Annotated in this window: 21 protein-coding genes; 10 read left to right on the top strand and 11 right to left on the bottom strand. The window is 69.6% G+C overall.

Features of this window, described 5'->3' with window-relative positions; translation table 11 throughout:
• Positions 1–130: 130 nt before the first annotated feature.
• Together ABZV58_RS22815 and ABZV58_RS22810 are read right to left on the bottom strand one after the other, a co-directional pair.
• Positions 131–646: a dihydrofolate reductase gene (locus ABZV58_RS22815; protein WP_355002149.1), complete on the bottom strand. Its 516-nt coding sequence runs from the start codon at positions 644–646 to the stop codon at positions 131–133.
• Positions 643–1,443, bottom strand: a complete 801-nt coding sequence (locus ABZV58_RS22810) for a thymidylate synthase (RefSeq protein ID WP_355002148.1) — start codon at positions 1,441–1,443, stop codon at positions 643–645. The genes ABZV58_RS22815 and ABZV58_RS22810 overlap by 4 nt, the downstream gene beginning before the upstream one ends.
• A 107-nt stretch (positions 1,444–1,550) precedes the next feature.
• Here ABZV58_RS22810 and cobF point away from each other — a divergent pair, with 107 nt between their 5' ends.
• Both cobF and ABZV58_RS22800 read left to right on the top strand, forming a co-directional pair.
• Positions 1,551–2,291 carry a precorrin-6A synthase (deacetylating) gene (gene cobF, locus ABZV58_RS22805; RefSeq protein ID WP_355002147.1) on the top strand — a complete coding sequence of 247 codons (741 nt, stop codon included), beginning with the start codon at positions 1,551–1,553 and terminating at the stop codon, positions 2,289–2,291.
• 45 nt (positions 2,292–2,336) lie between these two features.
• Complete coding sequence (locus ABZV58_RS22800; protein ID WP_355002146.1) at positions 2,337–3,206, top strand: DNA-formamidopyrimidine glycosylase family protein; 870 nt, start codon at positions 2,337–2,339, stop codon at positions 3,204–3,206.
• A 4-nt stretch (positions 3,207–3,210) separates the two neighbouring features.
• Here ABZV58_RS22800 and ABZV58_RS22795 read toward each other — a convergent pair whose 3' ends face one another.
• From ABZV58_RS22795 to ABZV58_RS22780, 4 genes are all read right to left on the bottom strand, one after another.
• Positions 3,211–4,722, bottom strand: a complete 1,512-nt coding sequence (locus tag ABZV58_RS22795; RefSeq protein WP_355002145.1) for a carboxylesterase/lipase family protein — start codon at positions 4,720–4,722, stop codon at positions 3,211–3,213.
• A 125-nt stretch (positions 4,723–4,847) separates the two neighbouring features.
• Positions 4,848–6,284, bottom strand: a complete 1,437-nt coding sequence (locus ABZV58_RS22790; RefSeq protein WP_355002144.1) for an NAD(P)/FAD-dependent oxidoreductase — start codon at positions 6,282–6,284, stop codon at positions 4,848–4,850.
• Entirely contained in the window at positions 6,281–6,526 is a 246-nt protein-coding gene (locus tag ABZV58_RS22785) for a DUF2630 family protein (RefSeq protein WP_355002143.1), read from the bottom strand. Before ABZV58_RS22785 ends, ABZV58_RS22790 begins: the two co-directional genes overlap by 4 nt.
• Before the next feature lie 155 nt (positions 6,527–6,681).
• Positions 6,682–8,112 (bottom strand): PLP-dependent aminotransferase family protein, encoded by a 1,431-nt coding sequence (locus ABZV58_RS22780; RefSeq protein ID WP_355002142.1) that lies wholly within the window; start codon positions 8,110–8,112, stop codon positions 6,682–6,684.
• 80 nt (positions 8,113–8,192) lie between these two features.
• Here ABZV58_RS22780 and ABZV58_RS22775 point away from each other — a divergent pair, with 80 nt between their 5' ends.
• Positions 8,193–8,882, top strand: a complete 690-nt coding sequence (locus ABZV58_RS22775) for a pyridoxamine 5'-phosphate oxidase family protein (RefSeq protein WP_355002141.1) — start codon at positions 8,193–8,195, stop codon at positions 8,880–8,882.
• A 102-nt stretch (positions 8,883–8,984) separates the two neighbouring features.
• Here the strand turns inward: ABZV58_RS22775 and ABZV58_RS22770 are convergent, their stop codons facing one another.
• Both ABZV58_RS22770 and ABZV58_RS22765 read right to left on the bottom strand, forming a co-directional pair.
• A complete protein-coding gene (locus ABZV58_RS22770) occupies positions 8,985–10,394 on the bottom strand; it encodes a hypothetical protein (RefSeq protein WP_355002140.1) in 1,410 nt (469 codons plus the stop codon).
• Positions 10,395–10,396: 2 nt separating this feature from the next.
• A complete protein-coding gene (locus ABZV58_RS22765; protein ID WP_355002139.1) occupies positions 10,397–11,158 on the bottom strand; it encodes a crotonase/enoyl-CoA hydratase family protein in 762 nt (253 codons plus the stop codon).
• A 124-nt stretch (positions 11,159–11,282) separates the two neighbouring features.
• Here ABZV58_RS22765 and ABZV58_RS22760 point away from each other — a divergent pair, with 124 nt between their 5' ends.
• The 4 genes from ABZV58_RS22760 (at position 11,283) to ABZV58_RS22745 (ending at position 14,982) form a co-directional block, all read left to right on the top strand.
• Positions 11,283–11,915, top strand: a complete 633-nt coding sequence (locus ABZV58_RS22760) for a TetR/AcrR family transcriptional regulator (protein WP_355002138.1) — start codon at positions 11,283–11,285, stop codon at positions 11,913–11,915.
• Entirely contained in the window at positions 11,902–13,524 is a 1,623-nt protein-coding gene (locus ABZV58_RS22755) for an acyl-CoA dehydrogenase family protein (protein ID WP_355002137.1), read from the top strand. The genes ABZV58_RS22760 and ABZV58_RS22755 overlap by 14 nt, the downstream gene beginning before the upstream one ends.
• A 13-nt stretch (positions 13,525–13,537) precedes the next feature.
• Positions 13,538–14,203: a nucleoside/nucleotide kinase family protein gene (locus tag ABZV58_RS22750; RefSeq protein ID WP_355002136.1), complete on the top strand. Its 666-nt coding sequence runs from the start codon at positions 13,538–13,540 to the stop codon at positions 14,201–14,203.
• Between the two features lie 173 nt (positions 14,204–14,376).
• Positions 14,377–14,982, top strand: a complete 606-nt coding sequence (locus tag ABZV58_RS22745; RefSeq protein WP_355002135.1) for a potassium channel family protein — start codon at positions 14,377–14,379, stop codon at positions 14,980–14,982.
• A gap of 6 nt (positions 14,983–14,988) precedes the next feature.
• On the opposite strand, the gene pgi is transcribed toward ABZV58_RS22745, so the two are convergent.
• Positions 14,989–16,626, bottom strand: a complete 1,638-nt coding sequence (gene pgi, locus ABZV58_RS22740) for a glucose-6-phosphate isomerase (protein ID WP_355002134.1) — start codon at positions 16,624–16,626, stop codon at positions 14,989–14,991.
• Between the two features lie 107 nt (positions 16,627–16,733).
• Here pgi and ABZV58_RS22735 point away from each other — a divergent pair, with 107 nt between their 5' ends.
• Entirely contained in the window at positions 16,734–18,188 is a 1,455-nt protein-coding gene (locus tag ABZV58_RS22735; RefSeq protein ID WP_355002133.1) for an NAD-dependent succinate-semialdehyde dehydrogenase, read from the top strand.
• A gap of 92 nt (positions 18,189–18,280) precedes the next feature.
• Here ABZV58_RS22735 and ABZV58_RS22730 read toward each other — a convergent pair whose 3' ends face one another.
• Positions 18,281–18,574, bottom strand: coding sequence for a chorismate mutase (locus tag ABZV58_RS22730; protein WP_084482917.1), 294 nt, complete (start codon positions 18,572–18,574; stop codon positions 18,281–18,283).
• Positions 18,575–18,959: 385 nt separating this feature from the next.
• On the opposite strand from ABZV58_RS22730, the gene pcrA reads away from it, so the two are divergent.
• Together pcrA and ABZV58_RS22720 are read left to right on the top strand one after the other, a co-directional pair.
• A complete protein-coding gene (gene pcrA, locus ABZV58_RS22725) occupies positions 18,960–21,692 on the top strand; it encodes a DNA helicase PcrA (RefSeq protein ID WP_355002132.1) in 2,733 nt (910 codons plus the stop codon).
• A 372-nt stretch (positions 21,693–22,064) separates the two neighbouring features.
• Positions 22,065–22,490, top strand: coding sequence for a hypothetical protein (locus ABZV58_RS22720; protein WP_355002131.1), 426 nt, complete (start codon positions 22,065–22,067; stop codon positions 22,488–22,490).
• 242 nt (positions 22,491–22,732) lie between these two features.
• On the opposite strand, the gene ABZV58_RS22715 is transcribed toward ABZV58_RS22720, so the two are convergent.
• Positions 22,733–24,112: a DUF1731 domain-containing protein gene (locus tag ABZV58_RS22715; protein WP_355002130.1), complete on the bottom strand. Its 1,380-nt coding sequence runs from the start codon at positions 24,110–24,112 to the stop codon at positions 22,733–22,735.
• Positions 24,113–24,150 lie beyond the last annotated feature (38 nt).

The raw sequence follows: 24,150 nt of genomic DNA, 5'->3' as shown, positions 1-24,150 counted from the left end.
CTGGTGTCACCGGCTCTGAGCGCTCGGGCGAACGATGGTCCGCACCGCCGCTTACCTGGAGTATGCCCGACCGGGGCCGCCCGCGTGCCGGGTTTGCCCGGCCTCCCCGGTAGGCGGCGTGTTGCGGCGGTCAGCCGGCGGTGCGGCGCAGGTACCTGCGGATGCGGTAGCGCAGGCCGGTGGTGGACGTGCGCCATTCCTCCGGCTCGTCGGCGTGCCATTCGGGACCGATGGCGGGAGCGTGCGCGTCGCCCTGGACGCTGATCTCCACCTCGGTCACCAGCAGTTCGGTCGCGAAATCCATGGCAGCGCGGTAGATTTCGCCGCCGCCCGCGATCCACACCGGATCCGGCGCGGAGAGCTCGAGCGCCTCGGCCAGCGAGCCCGCGCGTTCGACGCCCGGCGCGGACCAGTGCGGCTGCCTGGTCACCACGATGTTGCGTCGCCCGGCCAGCGGGCGGAACTTGGGCGGCAGCGAATCCCACGTGCGCCTGCCCATGATCACCGGGTGGCCCCAGGTCACGGTGCGGAAGTTGGCCATGTCCTCGGGCACGCGCCAGGGGATGGTGTTCTCGAAGCCGATCACGCCGTCGGGAGTCTGTGCCCAGATCAGGCCGATGGTGCGGGTGCGCACGGCCGTACTCACACCGCCACCGGCGCCTTGATGGCCGGATGATGTTGGTAGCCAACCACTTCGATGTCCTCGTAGGTGTAGTCGAACAGGCTCGCCGCGCGGCGCAGGCGAAGCTGGGGGAACGGATACGGCTCGCGGCGCAACTGCTCGGCGACCTGCTCGACGTGGTTGTCGTAGATGTGGCAGTCGCCGCCGGTCCAGATGAAGTCGCCGGGTTCGAGCCCGGTCTGCTGGGCCACCATGTGGGTGAGCAGCGCGTAGCTCGCGATGTTGAACGGCACGCCGAGGAACAGGTCCGCGCTGCGCTGGTACAGCTGGCAGGAGAGTTTCCCGTCGGCGACGTAGAACTGGAAGAACGCGTGGCAGGGGGCCAGCGCCATCTTGTCCAGCTCGGCGACGTTCCACGCGGAGACGATGATGCGGCGCGAATCCGGATCGGTGCGCAGGGTGTCGAGCACCTGGCCGATCTGGTCGATGTGCGCGCCGTCCGGGGTCGGCCAGGAGCGCCACTGCACGCCGTAGACGGGGCCGAGCTCGCCCTGCGGGTCGGCCCACTCGTCCCAGATCGTCACGCCGTGCTCGCGCAGCCAGCCGACGTTCGAATCGCCGCGCAGGAACCACAGCAGTTCGTACACGATCGACTTGAGGTGCACCTTCTTCGTGGTGATCAGCGGGAAGCCCGCCCCGAGGTCGTAGCGCAGCTGATGGCCGAACACGCTGCGGGTGCCGGTGCCGGTGCGATCCGCCTTCGCGGTCCCGGTCTCCAACACCAGGCGGAGCAAGTCCTCGTACTGCGTATCCGTCGCCACGGTTGGCAAGCTTACTTGTCCGGGTCGGTGGGACCGACCGGCTGTAGTGGTGCGCGGACGCGGTGCGGCTCGCGGCGTCGGGGCGGGGTGCTGGCAAGCTTTCGCGCATGCGCAAGCTCTTCGTGATCGGCATCGGTGCGGGCGACCCGGATCAGGTGACGATGCAGGCGATCAAGGCCATGCGGCAGGTCGACACGTTCTTCTTGATCGCGAAGGGCGTCGAGAAACAGGAGCTGCTCGACGTGCGGACCGCGATCCTGGCCGAGCACGTCGAGCGGCCGTACCGGGTCGTGGAGATCACCGATCCGCCGCGCGATCGCGATCCGTCCGACTACCGCGGCGTCGTCGCGGACTGGCACGAGCGCAGGGCCACCCTGCTCGCGGAGGCTTTCGCGGCGGAGGAAGGCGTCGGCGGGATTCTGGTGTGGGGCGATCCCTCGCTCTACGACAGCACCCTGCGCATGGTGGAGCTGGTGCTGGACAGCGGGCGGACCACCTTCGACTACGAGGTGATCCCCGGCGTGACCAGTGCGCAGGCGCTGGCCGCGCGGCACCGCATGGTGCTGCACCGCATCGGCGAACCGGTGCACGTCACCACCGGCCGACGCCTGCGCGAGGAGGGGCTCGGATCCGGCTCGACGCTGGTCATGCTCGACGGTGAGTGCTCCTTCACCGAGCTGCCCGGCGACGACGTGCACATCTGGTGGGGCGCCTACCTCGGCATGCCGGACGAGACGCTCGTCGCGGGACCGCTGCGCGCGGTCCAGGACGAGATCCTGGAACGGCGGGCCGCGCTGCGCGCCGAGAAGGGCTGGATCATGGACATCTACCTGTTGCGTCGCGGCTGATCGTTCGGCCCGGACCTGTCGGTGCTCTTCAGTACCCTGGGACGCGTGCCCGAGCTGCCGGAAGTAGAGGCGTTGGCGCAGTTCCTGCGGGAACACGCGGTCGGCGCGGTGGTGGGGCGTGTCGACGTGGCCGCGTTGAGCGCGGTCAAGACGTTCGACCCGCCCGTGACGGCGCTGTCCGGACAGGACGTCACGGGCGCGGGCCGCTGGGGCAAGTTCCTCGGCATGGACTGCTCGGGACTCTGGCTGATCACCCATCTGTCCCGCGGCGGCTGGCTGCGCTGGATCGATGAGCCGAGCCCGACCCCGCCCAAACCGGGCGGCAAGAGCCCGTTGGCGCTGCGGGTGCACTTCTTCACGCCGGAGGGCGCGACGCCCGCCTTCGACTTGACCGAGGCGGGGACCAAGAAGCGGCTCGCGGTCTACATCGTCGAGGATCCGAAGATGGTGCCCGGCATCGCGCGGCTCGGGCCCGACGCGCTCGAGGTCACCGAGCCGCAGTTCGGCGAGATCCTGCACGGCACCTCGCAGCGGATCAAGACGGCCATCGTCGACCAGACGCTGCTGGCCGGTATCGGCAACGCCTACTCCGACGAGATCCTGCACACCGCCAAGGTCTCGCCGTTCGCGAACACCAAGACCCTCACCGCCGAGAAGACCGCGCAACTGTACGAGGCGATGCGCACCGTGCTCACCGACGCGGTCCAGCGCTCGGTCGGACAGGACGCGGCGCGGCTCAAGGGCGAGAAGCGCTCCGGAATGCGGGTACACGCGCGCACCGGGCAGCCGTGTCCGGTCTGCGGTGACACCGTTCGCGAGGTCTCCTACGCCGAGCGGTCCTTCCAGTACTGCCCCACCTGCCAGACCGGCGGCAAGGTGCTCGCCGACCGCAGGATGTCGCGGTTGCTGAAGTGAACCGTCAGGTGAGGGTCGGGACTCGAATGCCCTGCCAGGCCAGGCGTTTCGCGCGATCCGGGTCGTGCTCGAGCCGGGTGGGGTTGTCGATGATCAGTGTGGTTCGGCTGTCTTCGGTGTAGGCGGGCCAGGACGGCAGCGGCGCGCCGGTGCGCGCGAAGGATATCCAGTTGTCCTGGAACTGCTTGGTCACCGCGAGCAGGCCGTGGCGTCCACCCGCCGCGGTGAAGGTGCGCCCGATCGGGCTGTCGGCCACGCCGAAGACTGGGATCAGTTCGGTCGCGTGGGTGGCGCCGATGCCTGCGAGTTGCAATGCGCGCGGGTTGAAGTCGTAGCGGTAGGCGTAGGTCGGCGCATAGCGGCTGTGTCCCTCCATCACCGTGACCGACGGCCGCCAGAACACGTAGTCACCGCCCATCCGCACGGCGACACGCGGCTGTGGGTAACCCGGATAGGCTGCGGCGACGCGAGCCTCGACGCCCTCCCCGGCGCGGGTGAACAGCGCGTGCAGGCGGGTGGGGTTGGTGGGCAGGTGGTCGGCGAAGCGCGCGAACAGCGTGCCCTCCTCGCGATTGGTGCCGATGATCAGCGGCACCCGGTGGGCGGTGCCGTCGGTGATCGCGTCGACCGGGGACCGCGGCAGGTAATCCCCGTCCACTACCGGGCAGATCGCGAAAAGCCCTGGCCGCTCCCGCAGCACCGCGCCGCTGGTGCGGTCGACGGCCCTGCGGATGTCGTTGGCGGGCGCCTCGGTGAGGGCGCGGGCTACGTCGGCGGGATCGGCGCCGAGCGCTTCGACGCAGCGCTGGGCGAAGATCTGTGCGTCCTCGGCGTTCAAAGCCCAATCGGCGGGCGGACTTTGGGCGATGCCGCGGTGGAAGAGTCCACCCGCGGCGGGCGTGGCGAGCAGCGTGAGCACGGCGTGCGCGCCCGCGGATTCACCGAAGACGGTGACGTTGTCGGGGTCGCCGCCGAACTCGGCGATGTTGCGCTGCACCCATTCGAGCGCGGCGACCTGATCGCGCAGACCGAGATTGGCGTCGAAGGGGCGTTGCGGCGTGCCGAAGGCGCTGAAGTCGACGTAACCGAACGCGCCGAGCCGGTAGTTCAGCGAAACGACGACCGCGTCGCCGTGCAGCGCGAGCCGCGCTCCGGAATACAGCGTCAGCGCCGAGGTGCCGATCACGTAGCCGCCGCCGTGGATGAACACCAGCACCGGTCGCGGACCCGCGGACGGTGTGGCGGGCGCGACGACATTCAGCGTCAGGGAGTCCTCGCTGGTCGGCTGGTACGTCCTCGGCCCGATACGAGCACCCGCCCGATGCTGCATGGAGGCGTTGGTGAACTCGGTCGCCATGCGCACCCCGGACCAGGGCCGCACCGGTTGCGGAGCGCGAAATCGCAGGTCTTCCACCGGCGGCGCCGCGTACGGCACCGAGCGCCAGCGCAGCACGCGGCGGCCCCGGCGACCGCGGACTACACCGTCGGCGGTCTTCACGTCGATCGTCGCCACCATTGATCGATGGTAACTGGATCAGGTTCTCGTTCGAGCTGTCCTCGCTCGACTAGTTCCCACCAGCTGATTCTGCTTTCGTAGCCGCAGCTTTCCAGAACAAGAAGCAGCGTGCGGTTGAGTGAGAGCTATGTGCGGCGGGCTTCCAGTAACCGCAGCCAGACCTCGCTGACCGTGGGATACGCGGGTACGGCGTGCCAGAGGGTGTCGAGGGGGACCTTGCCGACGACGGCGATGGTGGCGGCGTGCAGCAGTTCGCCGATCTCGGGTCCGACGAAGGTCGCGCCGAGCAGGGTGTCGAAGGCGGTGTCGATGACGATCTTGGCTCGGCCGGAATAGTTTTCGCGGGCCAGCGTCGAGCCGGCGACCGCGATGTCGATCTCCACGGTGTCCACGTCGTAGCCCGCGCGCCGGGCCGCCGCTTCGGTCAGGCCGACCGAGGCGACCTCGGGATCGGTGAACACCACCTGCGGGATCTGCTCGTGGTCGGCGGTCGCGGCGTACCGCGCCCCGGCGAGCGGGCGGTCCTCGGCGCGCGCGGCGATCACGTCACCGCAGACTCTGGCCTGGTACTTGCCCATATGTGTCAGTGCCGCACGGTGATTCACGTCGCCCACCGCGTACAGCCACTGGCCTGGCACGTCGCGCGCCGAGAGGTGGTCGTCCACCTCGACGTAGCCGTCCGCCAATCCGACGGACCCGAGCCCGAGTTCCGCGGTCGCGGGTCCGCGCCCGGCCGCGACCACGATTTCGTCGGCCTCGATCGTTTCGGTGTGCGCGCCGCGCGTCCACACGGTGACCGGGCCGCCGTGGATCCGGCCCTCGCCGGTGTCCTTCGGCTCCGAGCGTGTGACGCGCTCAGGTTCGGTCTCGAACAGCACCCGGACACCGGAAGCGGCGAATGCGTCGGCGACCCGCTCGCCCGCGAACGGCTCGGTATTGGTGAGCAGCGCCTTGCCCCGCACCAGCACGGTGACCTCGCTGCCGAGCGCGGCGAGCCAGGTCGCCGCCTCGCAAGCCACCACGCCGCCGCCGACCAGCACCACGCGCTGCGGGATCTCGTGCAGATTGGTCGCGTCGCGCGAGGTCCAGGGCAGGGCATCGCGCAGGCCCGGCACGTCGGGGATGCGGGCTCGGGTTCCGGTCGCCAGCACCACCGCGTGCCTGGCACGCAGCGTGCGGCCGTCGATCTCGACCAACCTTTCTCCGGCGAGCCGCCCCGCGCCGCGGATCACGTCGATGCGGCTGCTTTCCGCCCACTCGACCTGGCCGGAGTCGTCGTGGTCGTGCACGATCCGGTCGCGGTGGGCGAGCACTGCCTTGGCGTCCAAGCCGTGGGCATCGATGCCGGGCAAGGCGCGGGCGGCGGCGAGCAGATGCCCGGGGCGCAGCAGCGCTTTGCTCGGCATACAGGCCCAATAGGAACACTCGCCGCCGAGCAGTTCGCGCTCCACGATGGCGGCGGTGCGGTCGCTGCCCGCGATGGCGTAGGCGGCGGCGTTCTCTCCCGCGGGCCCACCGCCGATCACGATGACGTCGTACTCGGCGGACGGCTCGGAACTCACTGCAGATAGCCCTCGACCTGGCGCGGCGAGCTGACCTGCGCCTCGTCGGGCGAGGCGCCCGCGTCGATCCTGGCCCTGCGCTGCCGCAGCAGGTCCCAGCACTGGTCGAGCATCACCTCCAGCTCGGCCAGCCGCTGCCGTTCGGTCACCGGGTCCACCTCGCCGGAGGTCGCCTTGGAGCGCAGCTTGTGCTCGTCGTCGACCAGTTGCTTGATGCGTTCCAGGATGTCCTGTTCGGTCATGAGTCACCACTTCGATACTCGGAGGTATACGGCAGGACGTGCAGCGACCGGTTGCGGTCATGGACCATGCTACGACCGGGTCCGGCGGGCGCGGGTGCGGTCGGAGCCGGGCCGGATCGCGAAGCGGCGGGTGATCCGGTCGTCAGGGGGCGGATCTAGGCCCTGTCGGCGGGCCCGATCGATTTGCCGCTGGCCAGTGTTTCGGCGAGACAGTCGGCGACGATCGGCACGGCCGCGTGGAGGTCGCGCGAACTCGGCGCCGCGTAGCCGATGGCGATGCCGAAGGTGCTCGGCGGCGCCGATCGCGTGTCGTGCTGGGAGAAGAGGTGATGCCGGGCCAGGCCGTCGATGACGACGCCGCGCGCCCGGGCCGTGGCGACCGCGCGTCGCTCGGCCTCCGCCGTCGGCAGCGGCACGACGACGTGCGAACCCGCGTCGTCGCCGAGCACGGTCGCACTCCTGCGGCGCAGCTCGGTGACGACGAGCTCCCGGCGCGGCGGGAGCGCGCGCCGGAGCCTGCGCAGGTGCCTGGCGAGATCGCCGTGCGCGGCGAGTTCGACGAGCACGCGTTGGCCCGCCGGGCTCGGCGAGGTGCCGGTGCGATCGCGATGCGCGAGCACCGCCGCGGCGATCCAGGGCGCCGCGACCAGCCAGCCGACGCCGAGGACCGGGGAAAGGATCTTGCTCGTGGTGCCGAGGTGCACGACGACGTCGGGCGCCATCGCGGCGAGCAGCGGCAGCGGTGCGGTGTCGTAACGCAATTCGCCGTCGTAGTCGTCCTCGATGACGAATGTGCCCGTGCGTCTGGCGAACTCGACGAGCTGAACCCGACGAGCTGCGGGCATTCGCGCACCGAGCGGAAACTGGTGCGCCGGTGTGCAATACACCGCTTCGATATCGGGCGGCAGTTCGTCCACCCGCAGACCCTCGGCGTCCACCGGCACCGGAAGCACTCGGATTCCCGCGGCCAGAAAGGCGCCTGCCGCGCGCTGATAGCCAGGGTCCTCCATGGCGACGGCGTCTCCGGGGCGCAGCAGCGCGGCGGCGAGTTCGCCTACGGCGGAACTGGTTCCGGCGGTGGCCAATACGACGGTGTCGCTGCCCGCGCTCAATCCGCGATGGCGGAGCAGGTGTTCGGCCACGGCCGCGCGGTATTCCGGTTCGCCCGCGCGGTCTTTGCGCACCACCGGCGGCTGGTCGGAGGCGGCGCGCCAGGCGCGACGCCATGCCGTTCGGTCGATGGCCTCGACGCACGGCGCGCCGGGGCCGAGGTCGTAGCCGGGGCCTTCGTCCGCGGCGTCGAGGGTGACGCGGTGATGGGCGGGCGCGGCGGCCGGAGCGGTGGTCAGGTAGGTGCCCGAACCCCGTTTGCCCGCGATCCAGCCTTCGGCGTGCAGCTGGTCGTAGGCCGCGGCGATCACCGTCCGGCTCACGCCGAGTCGTTGCGCCAATGCCCGAGAGGACGGCAGCCGGTCCGAGGTCCGCAGTAGACCGGAGGTCGCCGCGGCGCGCAGACCGTCGGCGACCTGCACCGACAGCGGTTCGGACGCGTCGCGGTCGAGCGTGAGCGGGAGTTCGTCGAGCATCCGGAAACCTCGGATTGGACTGTGAGAATCAGACTGAATTGGCTATTTCAGCATGCCACTTCCCACGCGACGCTGTCTTCATGACCAATTCGATCAGCGCCCGCCCGCCCCTGTCCCCGACCCCGCGCAGCACGCTGACCCGGTCGAAGGAACGCGGCCGCAGCGACCGTGCCGAACTCGACGCCGTGCTCGACGCCGGTCTGATCTGCCACCTCGGCGTCCTCCTCGGCGGCAGTCCCGTGGTGTTGCCGACCGCGTACGGCCGCGACGGCGACACCCTCTACCTGCACGGGTCGACCGGTTCTGGCAACATGCGCGCCGCCATGACCTCCGACATCTCCGTCGCGGTCACCCACGTCGACGGCATCGTCTACGCCCGCTCCGCCATGCACTTCTCGATGAACTACCGCTCGGCGGTGGTGCACGGGCGGGCGGTCGAACTGACCGATCCCGACGCGCGCACGCAGGCCCTGCGGGTCATCGTCGAGCACGCCGCGCCCGGCGCGTGGAGCCGGGTGCGTCCGCCGAACAAGAAGGAGCTCGCCGCGACCATGGTGCTGGCCCTCGACCTGACCGAGGCCTCGGTCAAAGTCCGCGCGGGCGGGCCGGTCGACGACCCCGAGGATGTGGACAGCCCCACGTGGGCGGGTGTGCTGCCCCTGCGCCAGGTGTGGGGCGCACCGATCGATTCCCCCGATCTGGCGGCCGGGATCCAGGTGGCGCCCGACGTGCTCGAGCGGAGCGCATCGGGGGTTTCGTACGTGCGGTGAGGGATTGGGGGTGCCGTGCGAAAGCGGAGGCCGGGCGATTCGCTTGCGATGCCGGGCGGCTTCAATGCTGCCGGGCGATCCGTTCCGGGTGCGTCGAGTGAATCACCAGGGTGAGCCGTCGAGGCCGAGGCGGGTTGCGGCTTCGACGGTGAGTTCGCATAGGGCCGTGCCGGATTGGATGGCTGGGTCGAGGCCGACCAGGGAGAGGACGTAGTCGTCTCCGGTGCGGCACAGGTAGCCGGACAAGCGGGTGCGGGGGAAGCGGGCGGGGGTGAGGTGCGGGTGGATGGCGCGGGCGGCGACGCCGGTGCAGGGGTGCGCGCCGATCGTGCGCAGTGAATCGGGCAGCGTTCCGATATTGGAGCACAAGATGTCTCGTTCACCCGCGCCTTTGGACAGGGCGTAGGCCCAGCGGTCGGGGATCACTTGGAGCAGTTCCTCGGGCATGCCGCCGGGGCTGGTCATCCGGCGCTCGTAGGCGGCGCGGGCCTTCGCGCGCAGCGTCGCGGGGGTGTCGGAGCGGTCGACGATGATCTCGGTCATCGACAGGTCGTTGTCGACCCGCGGTTCGTCGCGGGTGTCGACGGGAAGGCTCGCTCCTATGGTCGGGTCGGGAAAGCCGATGTCCCACAACAGGTTCACGACCAGCTGGATGAACAGGCTGTTCGCGGTGCCGCGGTGTGCCTTCGCCACACTGTCCCAATCGGCGGCGCGGAACTGCACCACCGCACTGTGCACGCGCAGTTCGCTCCCGCCCGTACGCACCGGTGTGCTGGATACGGGACGTTTCGGAATGCCTTGGCGCAGTGCTCGAATCGTGCCGCCCGCCACGATCGACCACTGCCGGAGCGCGTCCGCCCAATCGGACTCGCGAGCAGCTGCCGAACGGGCCGTGCTCGATTCCGCAGCACGAGCCGCCGCGTCACCTGACCGCCGCGAACTGGGTTCCGCCGCAGCGCGATCGGCAAGCCGATCCGTGTCCGGGAGAGATGTCGCGTGGCGGACGGCCTCGGCCTCCGGTCGATCAGCACGCGTCGACTCGGTCCGAGCCTGAGCTGCCCCCGCGGTAGCGCCAACCTCGCGCAGCGCGACATCCACCGCGTACACCAGCCCCCGCGCATCCGCGAGCGCATGCGAACACGTCAGCACGACAACCGACCCCCCGTCCGCGAGCCAGGCCGCGGCGAGACGCCAACCCGGCCCGAACTCCGGATCGAGCTCCGCCCCGAGGTCGCCCGCCCACGGCAACAACGCGGAGGTCGGAAGCGGATCATCGATGAACAACAGAGGGTGGGCCCGGGTGTTCACCCGCCACCCGCGACGCGCACCGGGAACACGAGGACGAACCACCCTGCGCCCCAACGGCCCGGAGCGCAGTGCGTCGTGAATCCGTTGCAAGAGCGCGGGTTCGACGCGATCCGAGGTCCGCCACAGCCCCTGGAGGGCGATGGGGGTGCCGAGCCCGCGGTGGGTGCGCAGGAAGATCTCGTCGACGACGCCGAGGCGGTCCATTCTCAGCCGGAGGCTCCGTGCCGTCCCGCGCCCGCGGCGAACCGCTGGGCTCCCGCGAGCGCACCGTCGGCCAGCGCGGCGAGTCCGTGCCGGAATTCGTTGCGGATGGCCGCGTCCTCGTCCATGCCGTCCTGCTCGAGCAGCGACATCCGGTCCGAGCGCAAACACGTCTGCGGCAGTACGGCGAGCTCGGCCGCGAGTTCCTCGGCGGCGTTGCGCGCCTCGCCGGTCGGCACGACGCGGTTGATCAGGCCTATCTGGAGCGCTTCCGGTGCGCTGACGGCGCGGCCGGTCAGCACCAGGTCCATGGCGCGGCCGGTGCCGATGATCCGCGGCAGCCGGACCGTGCCGCCGTCGATGAGCGGCACGCCCCAGCGGCGACAGAAGACGCCGAAGGTGCTGTCCTGCTCGGCGACTCGCAGATCGCACCACAGCGCAAGCTCGAGCCCGCCCGCCACGGCGTAGCCGGAGATCGCGGCGATCACCGGCTTGGACAGGGTCATCCTGGTCGGGCCCATCGGCCCGTCGCCGTCCTCGTCCGCGCGGTTCGACCGTTCGGTGCCGAGCGCCTTCAGGTCGGCGCCCGCGCAGAAGGTGCCGCCCTCGCCCCAGAACACCGCGACCGCGGCGGTGGGGTCCGCGTCGAACTCGCGGAAGGCGTCGGCCAGCGCGTGGGCGGTCGGACCGTCCACCGCGTTGCGTGCCTGCGGCCGGTGCAGGATCACCGTCGTCACGGGCCCTTTTTTCTCGACGCGAACGCTCACCGACGCCCCCTCCGGATTGCCGCCCCGCCGCGTCGCGGGCCGGTGCTGTGTGGATGGATCACGCCTCGACCATACGACGGCGGGGCCCTTGTGTGAAGAAGTGAATCAATGATTCACTTCTTTCGTGGCGTACCGCAGGACCCCTGCCGTCCAGGCCCGCCTGGACGCCCAAGAGCAGCTGATCGTGCAGGCCGCGACCAAGGTCCTCTCCGAGGCCGGGTTCGCGGGCCTGTCGATGGCGGCGGTCGCGAACCGCGCGGGCGTGGCCACCGGAACCGTGTACAAGCACTTCGACGGCAAGGCGAACCTGGTGACCGCGGTCTTCCGTACCGTCGTCGCCAGGGAGGTCGCCGCCGTCACCGAGGCCGCCCGAACCGGCGCCGCGGTGGAGCGGGTGACCGCGGCCGTGGAGACCTTCGCCGGGCGCGCGATGAAGAACCCCAAGCTCGCCTACGTGCTGCTCGTCGAGCCGGTCGACACCGTGGTCGACGCCGAGCGCCTGCGCTTCCGCCGCGCCTTTGCCGAAGCCTTCGAATCCGCGGTGGCCGACGGCGTCGCGGCCGGTGAACTGCCCGCGCAGGACCCGCGCACCAGCGCCGCCGCCCTCGTCGGCGCCATCGGCGAGGTGCTCGTCGGCCCGCTCGCCGCCGCGCCGCACGCCGAATCCGTTGTTCCCCAACTCGTCACCTTCGCCATCCGCGCCCTCGGCGTGCCGGTGAGCGCCGAGAGATCAGGAGTGTCCGATGCAGACTCATGAGGTCTTCAACCAGGTCCCGAACATCGTGCCCTTCGACGCCGCGCGCAACCCGGCGCTGCTGGAGGGCCTGCGCCGCGAGGGCGCGGGCTGGGCCGAGGACGAGGTGCGCGAACTCGGCAGGCGCGCGGGCGATTTCGCGGCGCAGGAGTGGGGCAGGCTGGCGAACGAGTACCCGCCGGTGCTGCACACCCACGACCGCTATGGCAATCGCGTCGACGAGGTCGAATTCCACCCGCACTGGCACGATCTGATGCGGGTGGCGGTCGAGCACGGTCTGCACGGCTCGCCGTGGACCGACGACCGGCCGGGCGCGCACACCGCCCGTGCCGCCAAGTTCTACACCTGGGGCGTCGCCGACGCCGGACACATGTGTCCCATCTCGATGACCTACGCGATCGTGCCCGCGCTCCGGAACAACCCCGAGCTCGCCGCGAAGTACGAACCGCTGCTCGCCTCCCGCACTTACGATTTCGGCCTCCGTGAACCGTCGACCAAGGCCGGGCTGATCGCGGGCATGTCGATGACGGAGAAGCAGGGCGGCTCCGACGTGCGGGCCAACACCACCACGGCGACGCCGCAGCCGGACGGCAGCTACCGCATCGTCGGGCACAAATGGTTCACCTCCGCGCCGATGTCGGACATGTTCCTGACACTGGCCAAGGCGCCCGCTGGTCTGTCTTGCTTCCTGCTGCCCCGGGTGCTGCCGGACGGCACGCGCAATCCCATTCGCATCCAACGGCTCAAGGACAAGCTGGGCAACAAGTCCAACGCCTCCTCGGAGATCGAATACGAGAACGCCACCGGCTGGCTGGTCGGCGCGGAAGGCGCGGGCGTGAAGACCATCATCGAGATGGTGAACATGACTCGCCTGGACTGCGTGATCGGTTCCGCGACCAACATGCGGGCCGGCGTCGTCTACGCCGTGCACCACGCCAGGCACCGAGAAGCATTCGGCGCCAAGCTGATCGACCAGCCCGCCATGCGCAATGTGCTCGCCGACCTGGTGATCGAGTCCGACGCCGCGACCACCGTCATGATGCGCCTCGCCGGAGCCACGGACCGGTCGAGTTCCGATCCCGCCGAGTCCGCGCTGCGCCGCATCGCCCTCGCGGTCACCAAGTACTGGGTGTGCAAGCGCGCGCCGTCGCATTCCGCGGAGGCGCTGGAGTGCTTGGGCGGCAACGGATATGCCGAGGAGTCGGGAATGCCGCGGCTCTATCGCGAGGCGCCGCTGATGTCGATCTGGGAGGGCTCGGGCAATGTGGCCGCGCTGGACGCGTTGCGCGCCATGGGCCGTCAGCCGGAGACCGTCGAGGCCTACTTCAACGAGATCTCGCTGGCCAAGGGCGCGAACGCGCGGCTGGACGACGCCATCGCCAAGGTCGGCAAGGAACTGGCCGATCTCAGCGACATCGAATACCGAGCCCGCCGCGTCGTGGAACTGATGGCGCTGGTCCTACAGGGCGCGCAGCTGGTCCGCCACGGTCACCCCGCGGTCGCGGACGCCTTCTGCGCCACCCGGCTCGGCGACGACTGGGGCATCGCCTTCGGCACCCTGCCGACCGGCGTGGACACCGGCGCGATCATCGAACGGGCCTTCGTCGCATGACGGGTACTCGGTAGTGATCGAGATTCCGTTGTATCGGCTGGTGCGGCGGGTGCTGGATCGAGTGGCCGAACATCCCGAGCGGCGGTACCTGCTCGGCATCGCCGGACCGCCCGGCGCGGGCAAATCCACGCTGTCGGTGCTGCTCCGCGACACCTTCGTCACCGAAGTGGGCGGCCCGGCGGCCGAGATCGCGCCGATGGACGGCTACCACCTGTCCAACGCGCGGCTCCGCGCGGCGGGACACCTGGCGCGCAAGGGCGAACCCGACACATTCGACGTCGCGGGCTTCGTCGAGAACCTGCGCCGCCTGCGCGGCACCCCGCACGGGACGCCGGTGCCGTGGCCGACGTTCGATCGAGCCTCGGACGAGCCGACGCCCGCGGGTGTGGTCTTCGTGAACCAGTGGGTCGCCATCACCGAGGGCAACTACCTGCTGTTGGACGGCGACTGGTCCGCGGTGCGCAAGGAACTCGACGAGTGCTGGTACCTCGACGCCGACCGTGACGTGCTGGAGCAGCGCCTGTTGAAACGGCATCTGCTCGGCGGGAGGTCGGCGGAGGCGGCCAGGATCAAGGTGATGGACAGCGATCTACGCAATGCCGACCTCGTGAGCGCGACCCGCGACCGCGCCGACCTCGTGCTGCGTGAGCGAGACGGGCGCTACTTCGTCGTCGGGTGATCGCGCTCGTTACGGCCGGACGCATCCGGCCGTCTACCTCGGCGCGATGGGTGGTGCGTCGATTGCTGCCGTGCGACTCGACCGAACCAACCCGGCGCGTCCGTGCGGCAATGTCGGCGAATCGCCCGGCGTGGGTCAGTCCCCGACCACCCGAGCGCGCCGATCATTGACCCATGACGAACACGCGGCGGGTTTCGGGGAGCAGGCACGTGCTGCGCAACGTCGCCGCGCTGGTGTGCGCGCTCCTGTTCTTCTACGGCGTCCCGATGGAGTGGAACTTCGCGGACAGTTGGCCGGGCAGGGTGGCCGGACTGACGGCCTTCCTCGCCGGAGTCGGGGGCCTCATTTGGCTGACGGCGCGCCGAATCAACCGCTACCTGCGCGAACCACAGGCGACCGGCGGCCGCGTCGACGGCATGCTGTTGATGCTGTGCGTGGTCGCCATGTTCTTCGCGCTGTACTACTACCGTCTCGCGGTGCATTACCCCGGCCAGTTCGAGGGCCTCGAAACCCGCACCGACGCGCTCTACTACACCATCGTCACGCTGGGTACGGTCGGATACGGCGACATCCACGCGACCGGCCAGGCGGCGCGGATCGCGACGATGGTGCAGATCGTCTTCGACCTCGTCGTGATCGGCAGCCTGCTGGCCATCGTCAGCACGGGAATCACCCACCGGCTGGAGGTGGCCGCGCGCCGAGCCCAAGTCGCCGAACCGGAGCACGGCGCCGACGACACACGAAATCCCCGGCCGGAAGATCCGACCGGGGATCGTTGAGCGCCCTCAGCGGTTGGCGCGGTACCAGCGGATGAGCGCGTCGGTGGACGAATCGTCCTGCGGCGCGGGCTCTTCGGCTGCGGTGAGCAGCGGGGCGAGGGCCAAGGCTTGCTGCTTGCCGAGTTCGACGCCCCACTGGTCGAAGCTGTCGATGCCCCAGATGCTGCCCTCGACGAAGACCTGGTGCTCGTAGAGCGCGATGAGCTGGCCGACCACCGAAGGCGTGAGCTGCGGCGCCAGAATGCTCGTGCTCGGACGGTTGCCCGGCATCACCTTGTGCGGCACCACCTTCGGGTCCGCGCCCTCGGCGGCGATCTCCTCGGCGGTCTTGCCGAACGCGAGCACCTTGGTCTGCGCGAACAGGTTGCTCATCAGGATGTCGTGCATGCTGCCGGTGCCGTCGCGAGTCGCCAGATCGTCGGTGGGCCGGGCGAATCCGATGAAGTCGGCGGGGATGAGGCGGGTGCCCTGGTGCAGCAGCTGATAGAAGGCGTGCTGGCCGTTGGTGCCCGGCTCGCCCCAGAAGATCTCGCCGGTGGAGGTGGTGACCGGGGTGCCGTCGGCGCGTACCGATTTGCCGTTCGACTCCATGGTGAGCTGCTGCAAATAGGCCGGGAAACGGGCCAGATCGTTCGAATAAGGCAGCACCGCGCGGGATTCCGCGCCGAAGAAATTCGAGTACCAGACGCCGATCAGGCCGAGCAGCACCGGCGCGTTCGCCTCCAGCGGCGCGTTCGCGAAATGCACGTCGACGGTGTGCATTCCGGCCAGGAATTCCGCGAATCGCTCCTTGCCGATGGTGGCCATCACCGAAAGGCCGATCGCCGAATCCACGGAATAGCGGCCGCCGACCCAATCCCAGAAACCGAACATGTTGGCGGTGTCGATGCCGAATTCGGCCACCCGCTCGGCATTGGTGGAGACCGCGACGAAATGCTTGGCGACCGCGTCCTCACCGAGCGCGGCCACCAGCCAGCGGCGCGCGGCGGTGGCGTTGGTCAGGGTCTCGAGCGTCGAAAAGGTCTTGGAAGCAACGATGAAAAGCGTGGTTGCCGGATCGAGGCCGACGAGCTCGGCGACCAGGTCGGCGGGATCGACGTTGGAGACGAAGCGGGCGCCGATTCCCGCGTCGGCGTAGTGGCGCAGCGCCTGGTGCACCATCACCGGACCGAGGTCCGAGCCGCCGATGCCGATGTTCACCACGGTGCTGATCCGCTCGCCGGTGGCGCCGCGCCACTCGCCCGAGCGCAGCGCGTCGGTGAATTCGCCCATCCGCCGCAGCACTTCGTGCACCTCGGCGCCCGCGTCGGCGCCGTCGATGGTCATCGACTCGCCCGCGGGCAGCCGCAGGGCGACGTGGCCGACCGCGCGGTCCTCGGAGGTGTTGATGTGCGCGCCCGCGAACATGGCGTCGCGCCGCTCGGCCACCCCCGCCTCGTGTGCCAATTCGACGAGTAGCTGCAAGGTTTCCCGGGTGACCCGGTGCTTGCTGTAGTCGATGTGCAGGTCGCCCACCTGGACGGTCAGCTCACGACCGCGCTCTGGGTCGTCCGCGAAGATCTCTCGTAGGTGTCGCTCGGACACGGCGCCGTAGTGATCGTGCAGTTTCCGCCATGCCGCCGATGCGGTGATGTCGCTGCTCACGTCCGCCGAGCGTACTCACCGCGCGGCGCCGACGCACGGCTGAGGCGGGCAATCCGGGGTCGCGTCGGTGCCGGGCGTGGTAGCGGTGCGCGGCCTACGCTGGCGACATGGTGTCCGAACGCGAACTACTCCAATCCGTACCGACGCAGCTGTGGATCGGCGGGCCCGTCGACGCCGAGGGCGGCGCTACCTTTCCGGTGCACAATCCCGCGAACGGGGAGGTGCTGATCCAAGTCGCCGACGCGAGCCCGGGCGACGCGATGCGCGCGCTCGACGCCGCGGTCGCCGTGCAGGCCGAATGGGCGGCGACCCCGGCAAGGGAGCGCGGCGAGATCCTGCGCGCGGTTTTCGAGCAGATCACCGCGCGAGCCGAGGAATTCGCGCTGCTGATGACCCTGGAGATGGGCAAGGCGCTGCCGGAGAGCCGCAACGAGGTGCGCTACGGCGCCGAGTTCTTCCGGTGGTTCAGCGAGGAGGCGGTGCGGGTGCACGGGCGCTACCTGCACGCGCCCTCGGGCACCGGCCGGATCATGGTGCACAAGCAGCCGGTCGGCCCCTGTCTCGCCATCACGCCGTGGAACTTCCCGCTGGCCATGGGCACCCGCAAGATCGGTCCCGCGCTGGCCGCGGGCTGCGCCATGATCGTCAAGCCCGCCTCGGAGACGCCGCTGACGATGCTGCTGCTCGCGAAGCTGTGCCACGAGGCCGGACTGCCCGACGGAGTGCTCTCGGTCATCACGACCAGCCGTTCCAGCGCCGTGACCGGCCCCTTGCTGGAGGATCCGCGCCTGCGCAAGCTCACCTTCACGGGGTCCACCGAGGTCGGCAAGAAGCTGGTGGAACAGTCCGCGCACGGACTGCTGCGCACCTCGATGGAACTCGGCGGCAACGCGCCGTTCGTGGTGTTCGACGACGCCGACATCGATGCGGCGGTGCAGGGCGCGATGCTGGCGAAGCTGCGCAACGGCGGCGAGGCGTGCACCGCGGCCAACCGGTTCCACGTGCAGAACGGCGTACTCGAGGAGTTCACCGCCAAATTCGCCGAGGCGATGACGAACTCGGTCACCATGGGGCCGGGCACCGATCCCGAGACGACCCTCGGACCGCTGATCAACGAGGACCAGCTCACCACCGTCGGCGAGCTCGTCGACGACGCGGTCGCGGCGGGCGCGCGGGTTCGCCTCGGCGGCAAGGCTCCCGGCGGACCCGGCTGGTTCTACCCGGCCACCATTCTCAGCGACGTGCCGCCGCAGGCCAGGATTCTGCGCGAAGAGGTGTTCGGTCCGGTCGCGCCGATCGTCGGCTTCGAGACCGAGGAAGAGGGCATCGCCGCCGCCAACGACACCGAATTCGGCTTGGTCGCCTACGTCTACACCAGGACGCTGGATCGCGCGCTGCGGGTGGCCGAGGGCTTGGAGTCGGGCATGGTCGGCGTCAACCGGGGTGTCATCTCGGATCCGGCCGCGCCGTTCGGCGGCGTGAAGGCCTCCGGTTTCGGCCGCGAGGGCGGTACCGAGGGCATCGAGGAGTACCTGTCGACGAAGTACATCGCGCTGACCTGATAACCACGGCCTGAAACACAAGGACCGCCCCGAGGTTTCGACACCCGGGGCGGTCTGTGGCAGCGGTGACTTCGCGGCCGGAAAGCGAGGGATCAGTGGCCGAGGCGGCCGCGCCCCAGACGTAGCAGCAGCATGGCGAGGGTGTGCCCCTCCTGGCCGAGTTCGCTGAAGCGCTCGAGCACCTTCATCTCGCGACTGTGCACCAGTCGCGGGCCACCGGAGGCCATCCGAGTCCGTCCGATCAGCCGGGAGATCTCACTGCGTCGCTTGATGGCGGCGAGGATCTCGGCATCGAGCTGGTCGATCTCCTTGCGGAGCTTGTCGATCTCCGCCTCTGACTGCGGCAGCGCCGCGTCGGACCCGGTGGTCGTGGCAGAAGTGCTCATCATTCATCTCCTCGTGTCAGAACGTGGATCGGCTACTGCGCGCGGCGCGTTACCGTCCGGTTCTTTCACCGTGAAACAGACCTGAGGGGCTTCATTAGTCCCCCCAGACGCGTGTGGTCGGCTACAAGGCTCCGCGAGACCGATATCCGGCGGGTAACCGAATCGGGTGCATCGCGGCAAGGCTGACCATGGGGGCCAGTCTGCCACGCGGCCGAACCGATGCAAAACGTCTGATTTTGTGAATCTGCTGAGAACGAGTCGCACAGATTTGCAGGGTCGCGCGCCGCGATGTGTTCACTGAATGTTAGCCGGTGATCGCCGCGGAGCCGGGAGCGCACCCGGGGGCTTCGCCTGTGTCGGTGGCCGCCGGTAGCGTGGATGGGCAATGGATATCACGGTGGCTCCTCAGACGCAGGCCGGTCGGAACCGGCATCAGGACGTGAACCCCGCTCCGCAGCCGCAGGCCCACGCGGGCCGGGCTGCGGGGCTCTCCGGCGCGCCCGGTGCGGGGGAGTCGCCGCGGTCATCGGCGGAGCTACCCGCCTCGGCGGGGCAGGCGCCGCTTACTTCGGCGGAACAGGCGCCGGTCTCTCTGGCCGAACAAGCACCGGCCTCCTTGGCCGAACAGGCACCGGCCTCCTTGGCCGAACAAGCACAGCGGCGCGCCGACGAGCAGGCCGAGCGACGCGCCGAGCGGGATCGGCAACGCGCCGAGGAAGCCGAGCGACTGCTCGACGGGCTCAATCCACAGCAGCGGGCCGCCGTGGTGCACACCGGTTCGCCGCTGCTCATCGTCGCGGGCGCGGGCTCGGGCAAGACGGCCGTGCTGACCCGCCGCATCGCCTATCTACTCGCCGCCCGCGGCGTGACGCCGGGCCAGATCCTGGCGATCACCTTCACCAACAAGGCTGCCGCGGAGATGCGGGAGCGGGTGATCGGCCTGGTCGGGCCGCGCGCGAACAACATGTGGGTTTCCACATTCCACTCCAGTTGTGTGCGGATCCTGCGTATGCAGGCGGCGCTGCTGCCCGGTTTGAATTCCAATTTCTCGATCTACGACGCCGATGATTCCCGGCGATTGCTGACGATGATCAGCCGCGACTTCGACATCGATACGAAGAAATACTCCGCGCGCCTCCTGGCGACCGCCATCTCGAATCTGAAGAACGAGTTGATCGGGCCGGAGCAGGCCACCGCGGACGCCGAATCCGACGACACCGAACTGCCCGGTTTGGTGGCCCGCGTCTACACCGAATACCAGCGGCGGCTGCGCGCGGCCAACGCGCTCGACTTCGACGACCTGATCGGCGAGACGGTCGCACTGTTGCAGAACCACCCGCAGGTCGCGGAGTACTACCGCCGCCGCTTCCGGCACGTGCTCGTCGACGAGTACCAGGACACCAACCACGCGCAATACGTGCTGGTGCGCGAACTGGTCGGCCACCACACGGGCGAGGGGGAGCCGAACGAGGACGCCGCGCCGCCGAGCGAACTGTGCGTCGTCGGCGACGCCGATCAGTCCATCTACGCCTTCCGCGGCGCGACCATTCGCAACATCGAGGAATTCGAGCGCGATTTCCCCGACGCGGAAACCATTCTGCTGGAGCAGAACTACCGCTCCACCCAGCACATTCTGTCGGCGGCGAACGCGGTCATCTCGCGCAACGAGAACAGGCGCGACAAGCGACTGTGGACCGATTCCGGCGAGGGCGACCTGATCGTCGGCTACGTGGCCGACAACGAGCACGACGAGGCCTCGTTCGTCGCACGGGAAATCGACCGGCTGGTCGACCAGGGCGACGCCAACTACAGCGATGTCGCGGTGTTCTACCGCACCAACAACAACTCCCGTGCGCTGGAAGAGATCTTCATCCGGATGGGTCTGCCGTACAAGGTGGTCGGCGGCGTCCGCTTCTACGAGCGCAAGGAAGTCCGCGACATCGTCGCCTACCTGCGCGTGCTGGAAAACCCCAACGACGCGGTGAGCTTGCGCCGCATCCTGAACACCCCGCGCCGCGGCATCGGCGACCGCGCCGAGGCGTGCGTCGCGGTGCACGCCGAACAGCGCGACATCGGTTTCGCCGCGGCGCTACGCGATGCCGCCGACGGCAAGGTCGCGCTGCTCAACACCCGTGCGCAGCGGGCGATCGCCGGGTTCCTCGATCTGCTCGAGGAGATCAGGGCGGCCGGTGTCCAGGCCGACGCGGACTTCCCGGACGTGGGCAATGTGGTGGAGGCGGTGCTCGATCGCACCGGGTACCGCGCCGAGCTCGAGGCCTCCGACGACCCGCAGGACGGCGCCCGGCTGGACAACCTGAACGAGTTGGTCAGCGTGGCGCGCGAGTTCAGCTCCGAGGCGTACAACAACGCGGTCGCGGCTCGCGAGGAGGGCATCGTGCCCGATCTCGGCGAGGGCGAACCGGATCCGGGCTCACTCGCGGCGTTCTTGGAGCGCGTCTCGCTGGTCGCCGACACCGACCAGATCCCGGACGAAGGGTCCGGCGTGGTCACGATGATGACGCTGCACACGGCCAAGGGCCTGGAGTTCCCGGTGGTCTTCGTGACCGGCTGGGAGGACGGGCAGTTCCCGCACATGCGCGCGTTGGGCGATCCCACCGAACTCGCCGAGGAGCGCCGCCTCGCGTACGTGGGCATCACCCGAGCCCGGCAACGGCTCTACCTGACCCGCGCGGTGGTCCGCTCCGGCTGGGGACAGCCGGTGTCCAACCCGGAGTCGCGCTTCCTCCAGGAGATCCCGGGCCACCTGATGGACTGGCGTCGACTGGAACCGGCCGGTTCCGCCGCCAGCCGCGGCATCCGGCGGCGCGGCGACGACGACGGACTGGAACGCGACTGGACCCGAGGCGACGGCTGGTCCGAGCGACCGGGCGTGCGCCCCGACCGCGGCCCGCGTCGCCCGGCACCGGGCGGAGCCACCCGCAACAACACCAATCTGGTGCTGGCGGTCGGGGACCGGGTCAGCGACGACAAGTACGGCCTGGGCCGTGTGATCGCCGCGGAAGGTTTCGGCCCGCTGGCGACGGTGACGATCGACTTCGGTACGGCGGGCAAGATCCGCTTGATTCCGCAGTACAGCCGGACGTTGGTGAAGCTCTGAGCGGTGCGCCGTCCGGTTGGGCTGAGGCGGCGAGGTTGGCGGTGGGTGCTGGGTTGGCTGGCGGCCGAAAGTGACCGGAGAGGTCGGTTCGACGCTGCGGGCGGCCGCAGCGGTAGTCGGTAGGCGCTGGGTTGGCTGGCGGCCGAAGTGAGCGGAGAGGTCCGTTCGATCTGTCGGAGGCCGTGGCGGTAGGCGCGCTGCGTACGAACGTCGTCGAGCGCCGTGCTCCTGGGCAGTGGCCTGAGCCTGGCTGAGGCGGGGCCGCCTGCGTGGTGGACGCTGTCGGCCGGTGGTGGCGCGTAATGGGGAAGTGACGGCGGAGGTACCTTTGGCCCCTGCCGGAGGCCGCTAGAAGCCGGTAGCGTCCGGCGCATGGAGACCCTCGCGCAACATCTGGTGTGGTTCTTGCCCATGCTGTGGCTCGGCATGGTGCTGGCCATCTCGTTCCTCGAAGCGCCGCTGAAGTTCCGTGCGCCGGGCGTGACCCTGGCGTTGGGGTTGGGTATCGGGCGGATCGTGTTCCGCGCGTTGAATATCGCGGAGGCGGTGTTCGCGGGGCTGCTGGTGCTGAGTGCGGTGGTGGTCGGGCCCGGTGTGGGGACGTGGGTGTGGTTGGGGATCGCGGTCGGGGTTCTGGCTGTGCAGATTCTCGTGGTTCGGCCGCCGCTGACTCGCAGGTCCGATCGGGTGCTCGCGGGGGAGGAGTTGCCGCGGTCGCATGCGCATTACTGGTATGTCGCGTTGGAGGTTGTGAAGGTGGTCGCGTTGGTGGGGTTGGCGGTCGTCGCGGCGCCGTAGGGGTGATGCCCGGGGTCGCCCGGTCCAAATGGTTTGGCCCACCCAGGTATTCCTCGAACGATGCTGGGCGCGTCGGGTGCCGTACCCGGCTTACCTCCCGCAGTCGGTGGGCGTGGGTTCGGCTTCCGGCGTGGTCGACCGGCTGTGGTTGCGTTTCTGATTGGTCGTTTGGGGCTGTTGTGTTTCGTTTGTCCAGGGGGCTATCGCCATTTGGCTACAGTCGATTTTGGCAATGTCGGTGGTCAGTGCGGTAGCAGAGATTCGAGGGCGTCGTCCAGCTGTGGATAGCGGAATTGGAAGCCGGCTGGCTTCAATATGGCCGAGGTAGCGTGTCGACCCGTCGATCCCAGTGCCGCGTCCGAGCGCAGCAGCACCGCGCCGAGTTTCAGCATCACCTCGGGGGTTGGCGGGGCGGGCGGTCGGTGGAGGTGTCGCCGGAGTGTGCGCATCAGTTCTCGGTTTCGTACCGGGAAATCGGTGGCGGCCACCAGAATTCCGTCCGGGAGAGCGACTGTGGGGTCCAGACCGAGTGCCGCGCGGACGATGGCCAACCAATCCTCGATGTGAATCCAGCTGAACCACTGGTCGCCCGATCCGACTCGACCTCCGAGCCCGGCCTTGGTCAACTGGCAGAGCCGCCGCAGCGCGGGGGCGTCCGGGTCGAGCACGATGGACGTGCGGAGGATGGTGTGGTGCGCGGTGTTCGCACCGGCGAACGCGCGCTCCCACGGTTCGGCCACGCCGGTCATCTGGGGTAGGCCGACGGGCAGCGGAGTGGTTTCGGTGCAACGGGTTTCGCCCGCGTCCGACCAGATCGCGGTGGTGCTGGCCTGTACCCAGTAGTCGACGGGCGCGGGCAACGTGGCGGCGGCCGCCACCAATGCGCTGGTGGGATCGACTCGGCTGCTGCGCAATTCGGCGATGTTGCGTTCGGTGGGGCGGCAGTCCACCAGCTTGCCCGCCAGGTTGACGATCGCGGTGGGACCCGGATTGCGAAGTGCCGCAACCCATTCGCCGACCGACTTGCCGTCCCATTCGACCTGGTCGAACGGCAGCCCGGGGTCGCGGCGGCGGGTCAGAATGGTGACCCGCTGGCCGCGGCAGGTGAGGTCGGCGGCGAGGTGTCTGCCGAGTGCGCCGGTGCCGCCCGCGATCACCGCCGTCAGCGCGTCGGGTTCGGGAGTGAGACCGGCCAGCCAGGCCAGCCGGGCGAAGCAGACGCGGAGATCTGCCTCCAGCAGACGGGGGACAACGGCCCGCGCCGCGGCCGCCGAGGGCCCGGAGAAAGACAGTTCCTGGGTGAGGTTCGTACCGCCGTCGACAGGAGCCAGCCGCCAGGTCAGCCGCATCAGCCCCGCCGGTTCCGGCTGCTCGATGGTCAGTTCGCGTTCGGGGCGCAGCACGGTGATCGAGAACGGTGGCGCGGTCCGACCGTGCAGCGCGCCGACGAAGCGTCCGCGCGGCAGATAGTCGCCGGTCGCCCCGACTTCGACGGGACCGTGTAGCCGCACCGAGGCGACGGCCGGGTTCCATTCGGGCCAGCGTGCGGGATCACCGACCACCCGCCACACGAGTTCCGGTGGGAGCGCCAGGAATTGGGTGTACGTCGATGTACGAGCCATGACCCGACGCTAGAACGTGGACAACGGCACGGGAAGCG

Source organism: Nocardia sp. NPDC004654, from assembly GCF_040609595.1.
GTDB lineage: Bacteria > Actinomycetota > Actinomycetes > Mycobacteriales > Mycobacteriaceae > Nocardia.
Note: the sequence above shows the minus strand (reverse complement) of the source record. Positions and strands in the feature narration are given on the sequence as shown.

Bases quoted from the DNA above. Each gene is read 5' to 3' on its own strand.
- cobF (WP_355002147.1), top strand. From the start codon at position 1,551: ATGCGCAAGCTCTTCGTGATCGGCATCGGTGCGGGCGACCCGGATCAG.
- ABZV58_RS22795 (WP_355002145.1), bottom strand. From the start codon at position 4,722: ATGGTGGCGACGATCGACGTGAAGACCGCCGACGGTGTAGTCCGCGGT.
- ABZV58_RS22785 (WP_355002143.1), bottom strand. From the start codon at position 6,526: ATGACCGAACAGGACATCCTGGAACGCATCAAGCAACTGGTCGACGAC.
- ABZV58_RS22780 (WP_355002142.1), bottom strand. From the start codon at position 8,112: ATGCTCGACGAACTCCCGCTCACGCTCGACCGCGACGCGTCCGAACCG.
- ABZV58_RS22775 (WP_355002141.1), top strand. From the start codon at position 8,193: ATGACCAATTCGATCAGCGCCCGCCCGCCCCTGTCCCCGACCCCGCGC.
- ABZV58_RS22770 (WP_355002140.1), bottom strand. From the start codon at position 10,394: ATGGACCGCCTCGGCGTCGTCGACGAGATCTTCCTGCGCACCCACCGC.
- ABZV58_RS22755 (WP_355002137.1), top strand. From the start codon at position 11,902: ATGCAGACTCATGAGGTCTTCAACCAGGTCCCGAACATCGTGCCCTTC.
- ABZV58_RS22745 (WP_355002135.1), top strand. From the start codon at position 14,377: ATGACGAACACGCGGCGGGTTTCGGGGAGCAGGCACGTGCTGCGCAAC.
- ABZV58_RS22735 (WP_355002133.1), top strand. From the start codon at position 16,734: ATGGTGTCCGAACGCGAACTACTCCAATCCGTACCGACGCAGCTGTGG.
- ABZV58_RS22730 (WP_084482917.1), bottom strand. From the start codon at position 18,574: ATGAGCACTTCTGCCACGACCACCGGGTCCGACGCGGCGCTGCCGCAG.
- pcrA (WP_355002132.1), top strand. From the start codon at position 18,960: ATGGATATCACGGTGGCTCCTCAGACGCAGGCCGGTCGGAACCGGCAT.
- ABZV58_RS22720 (WP_355002131.1), top strand. From the start codon at position 22,065: ATGGAGACCCTCGCGCAACATCTGGTGTGGTTCTTGCCCATGCTGTGG.
- ABZV58_RS22715 (WP_355002130.1), bottom strand. From the start codon at position 24,112: ATGGCTCGTACATCGACGTACACCCAATTCCTGGCGCTCCCACCGGAA.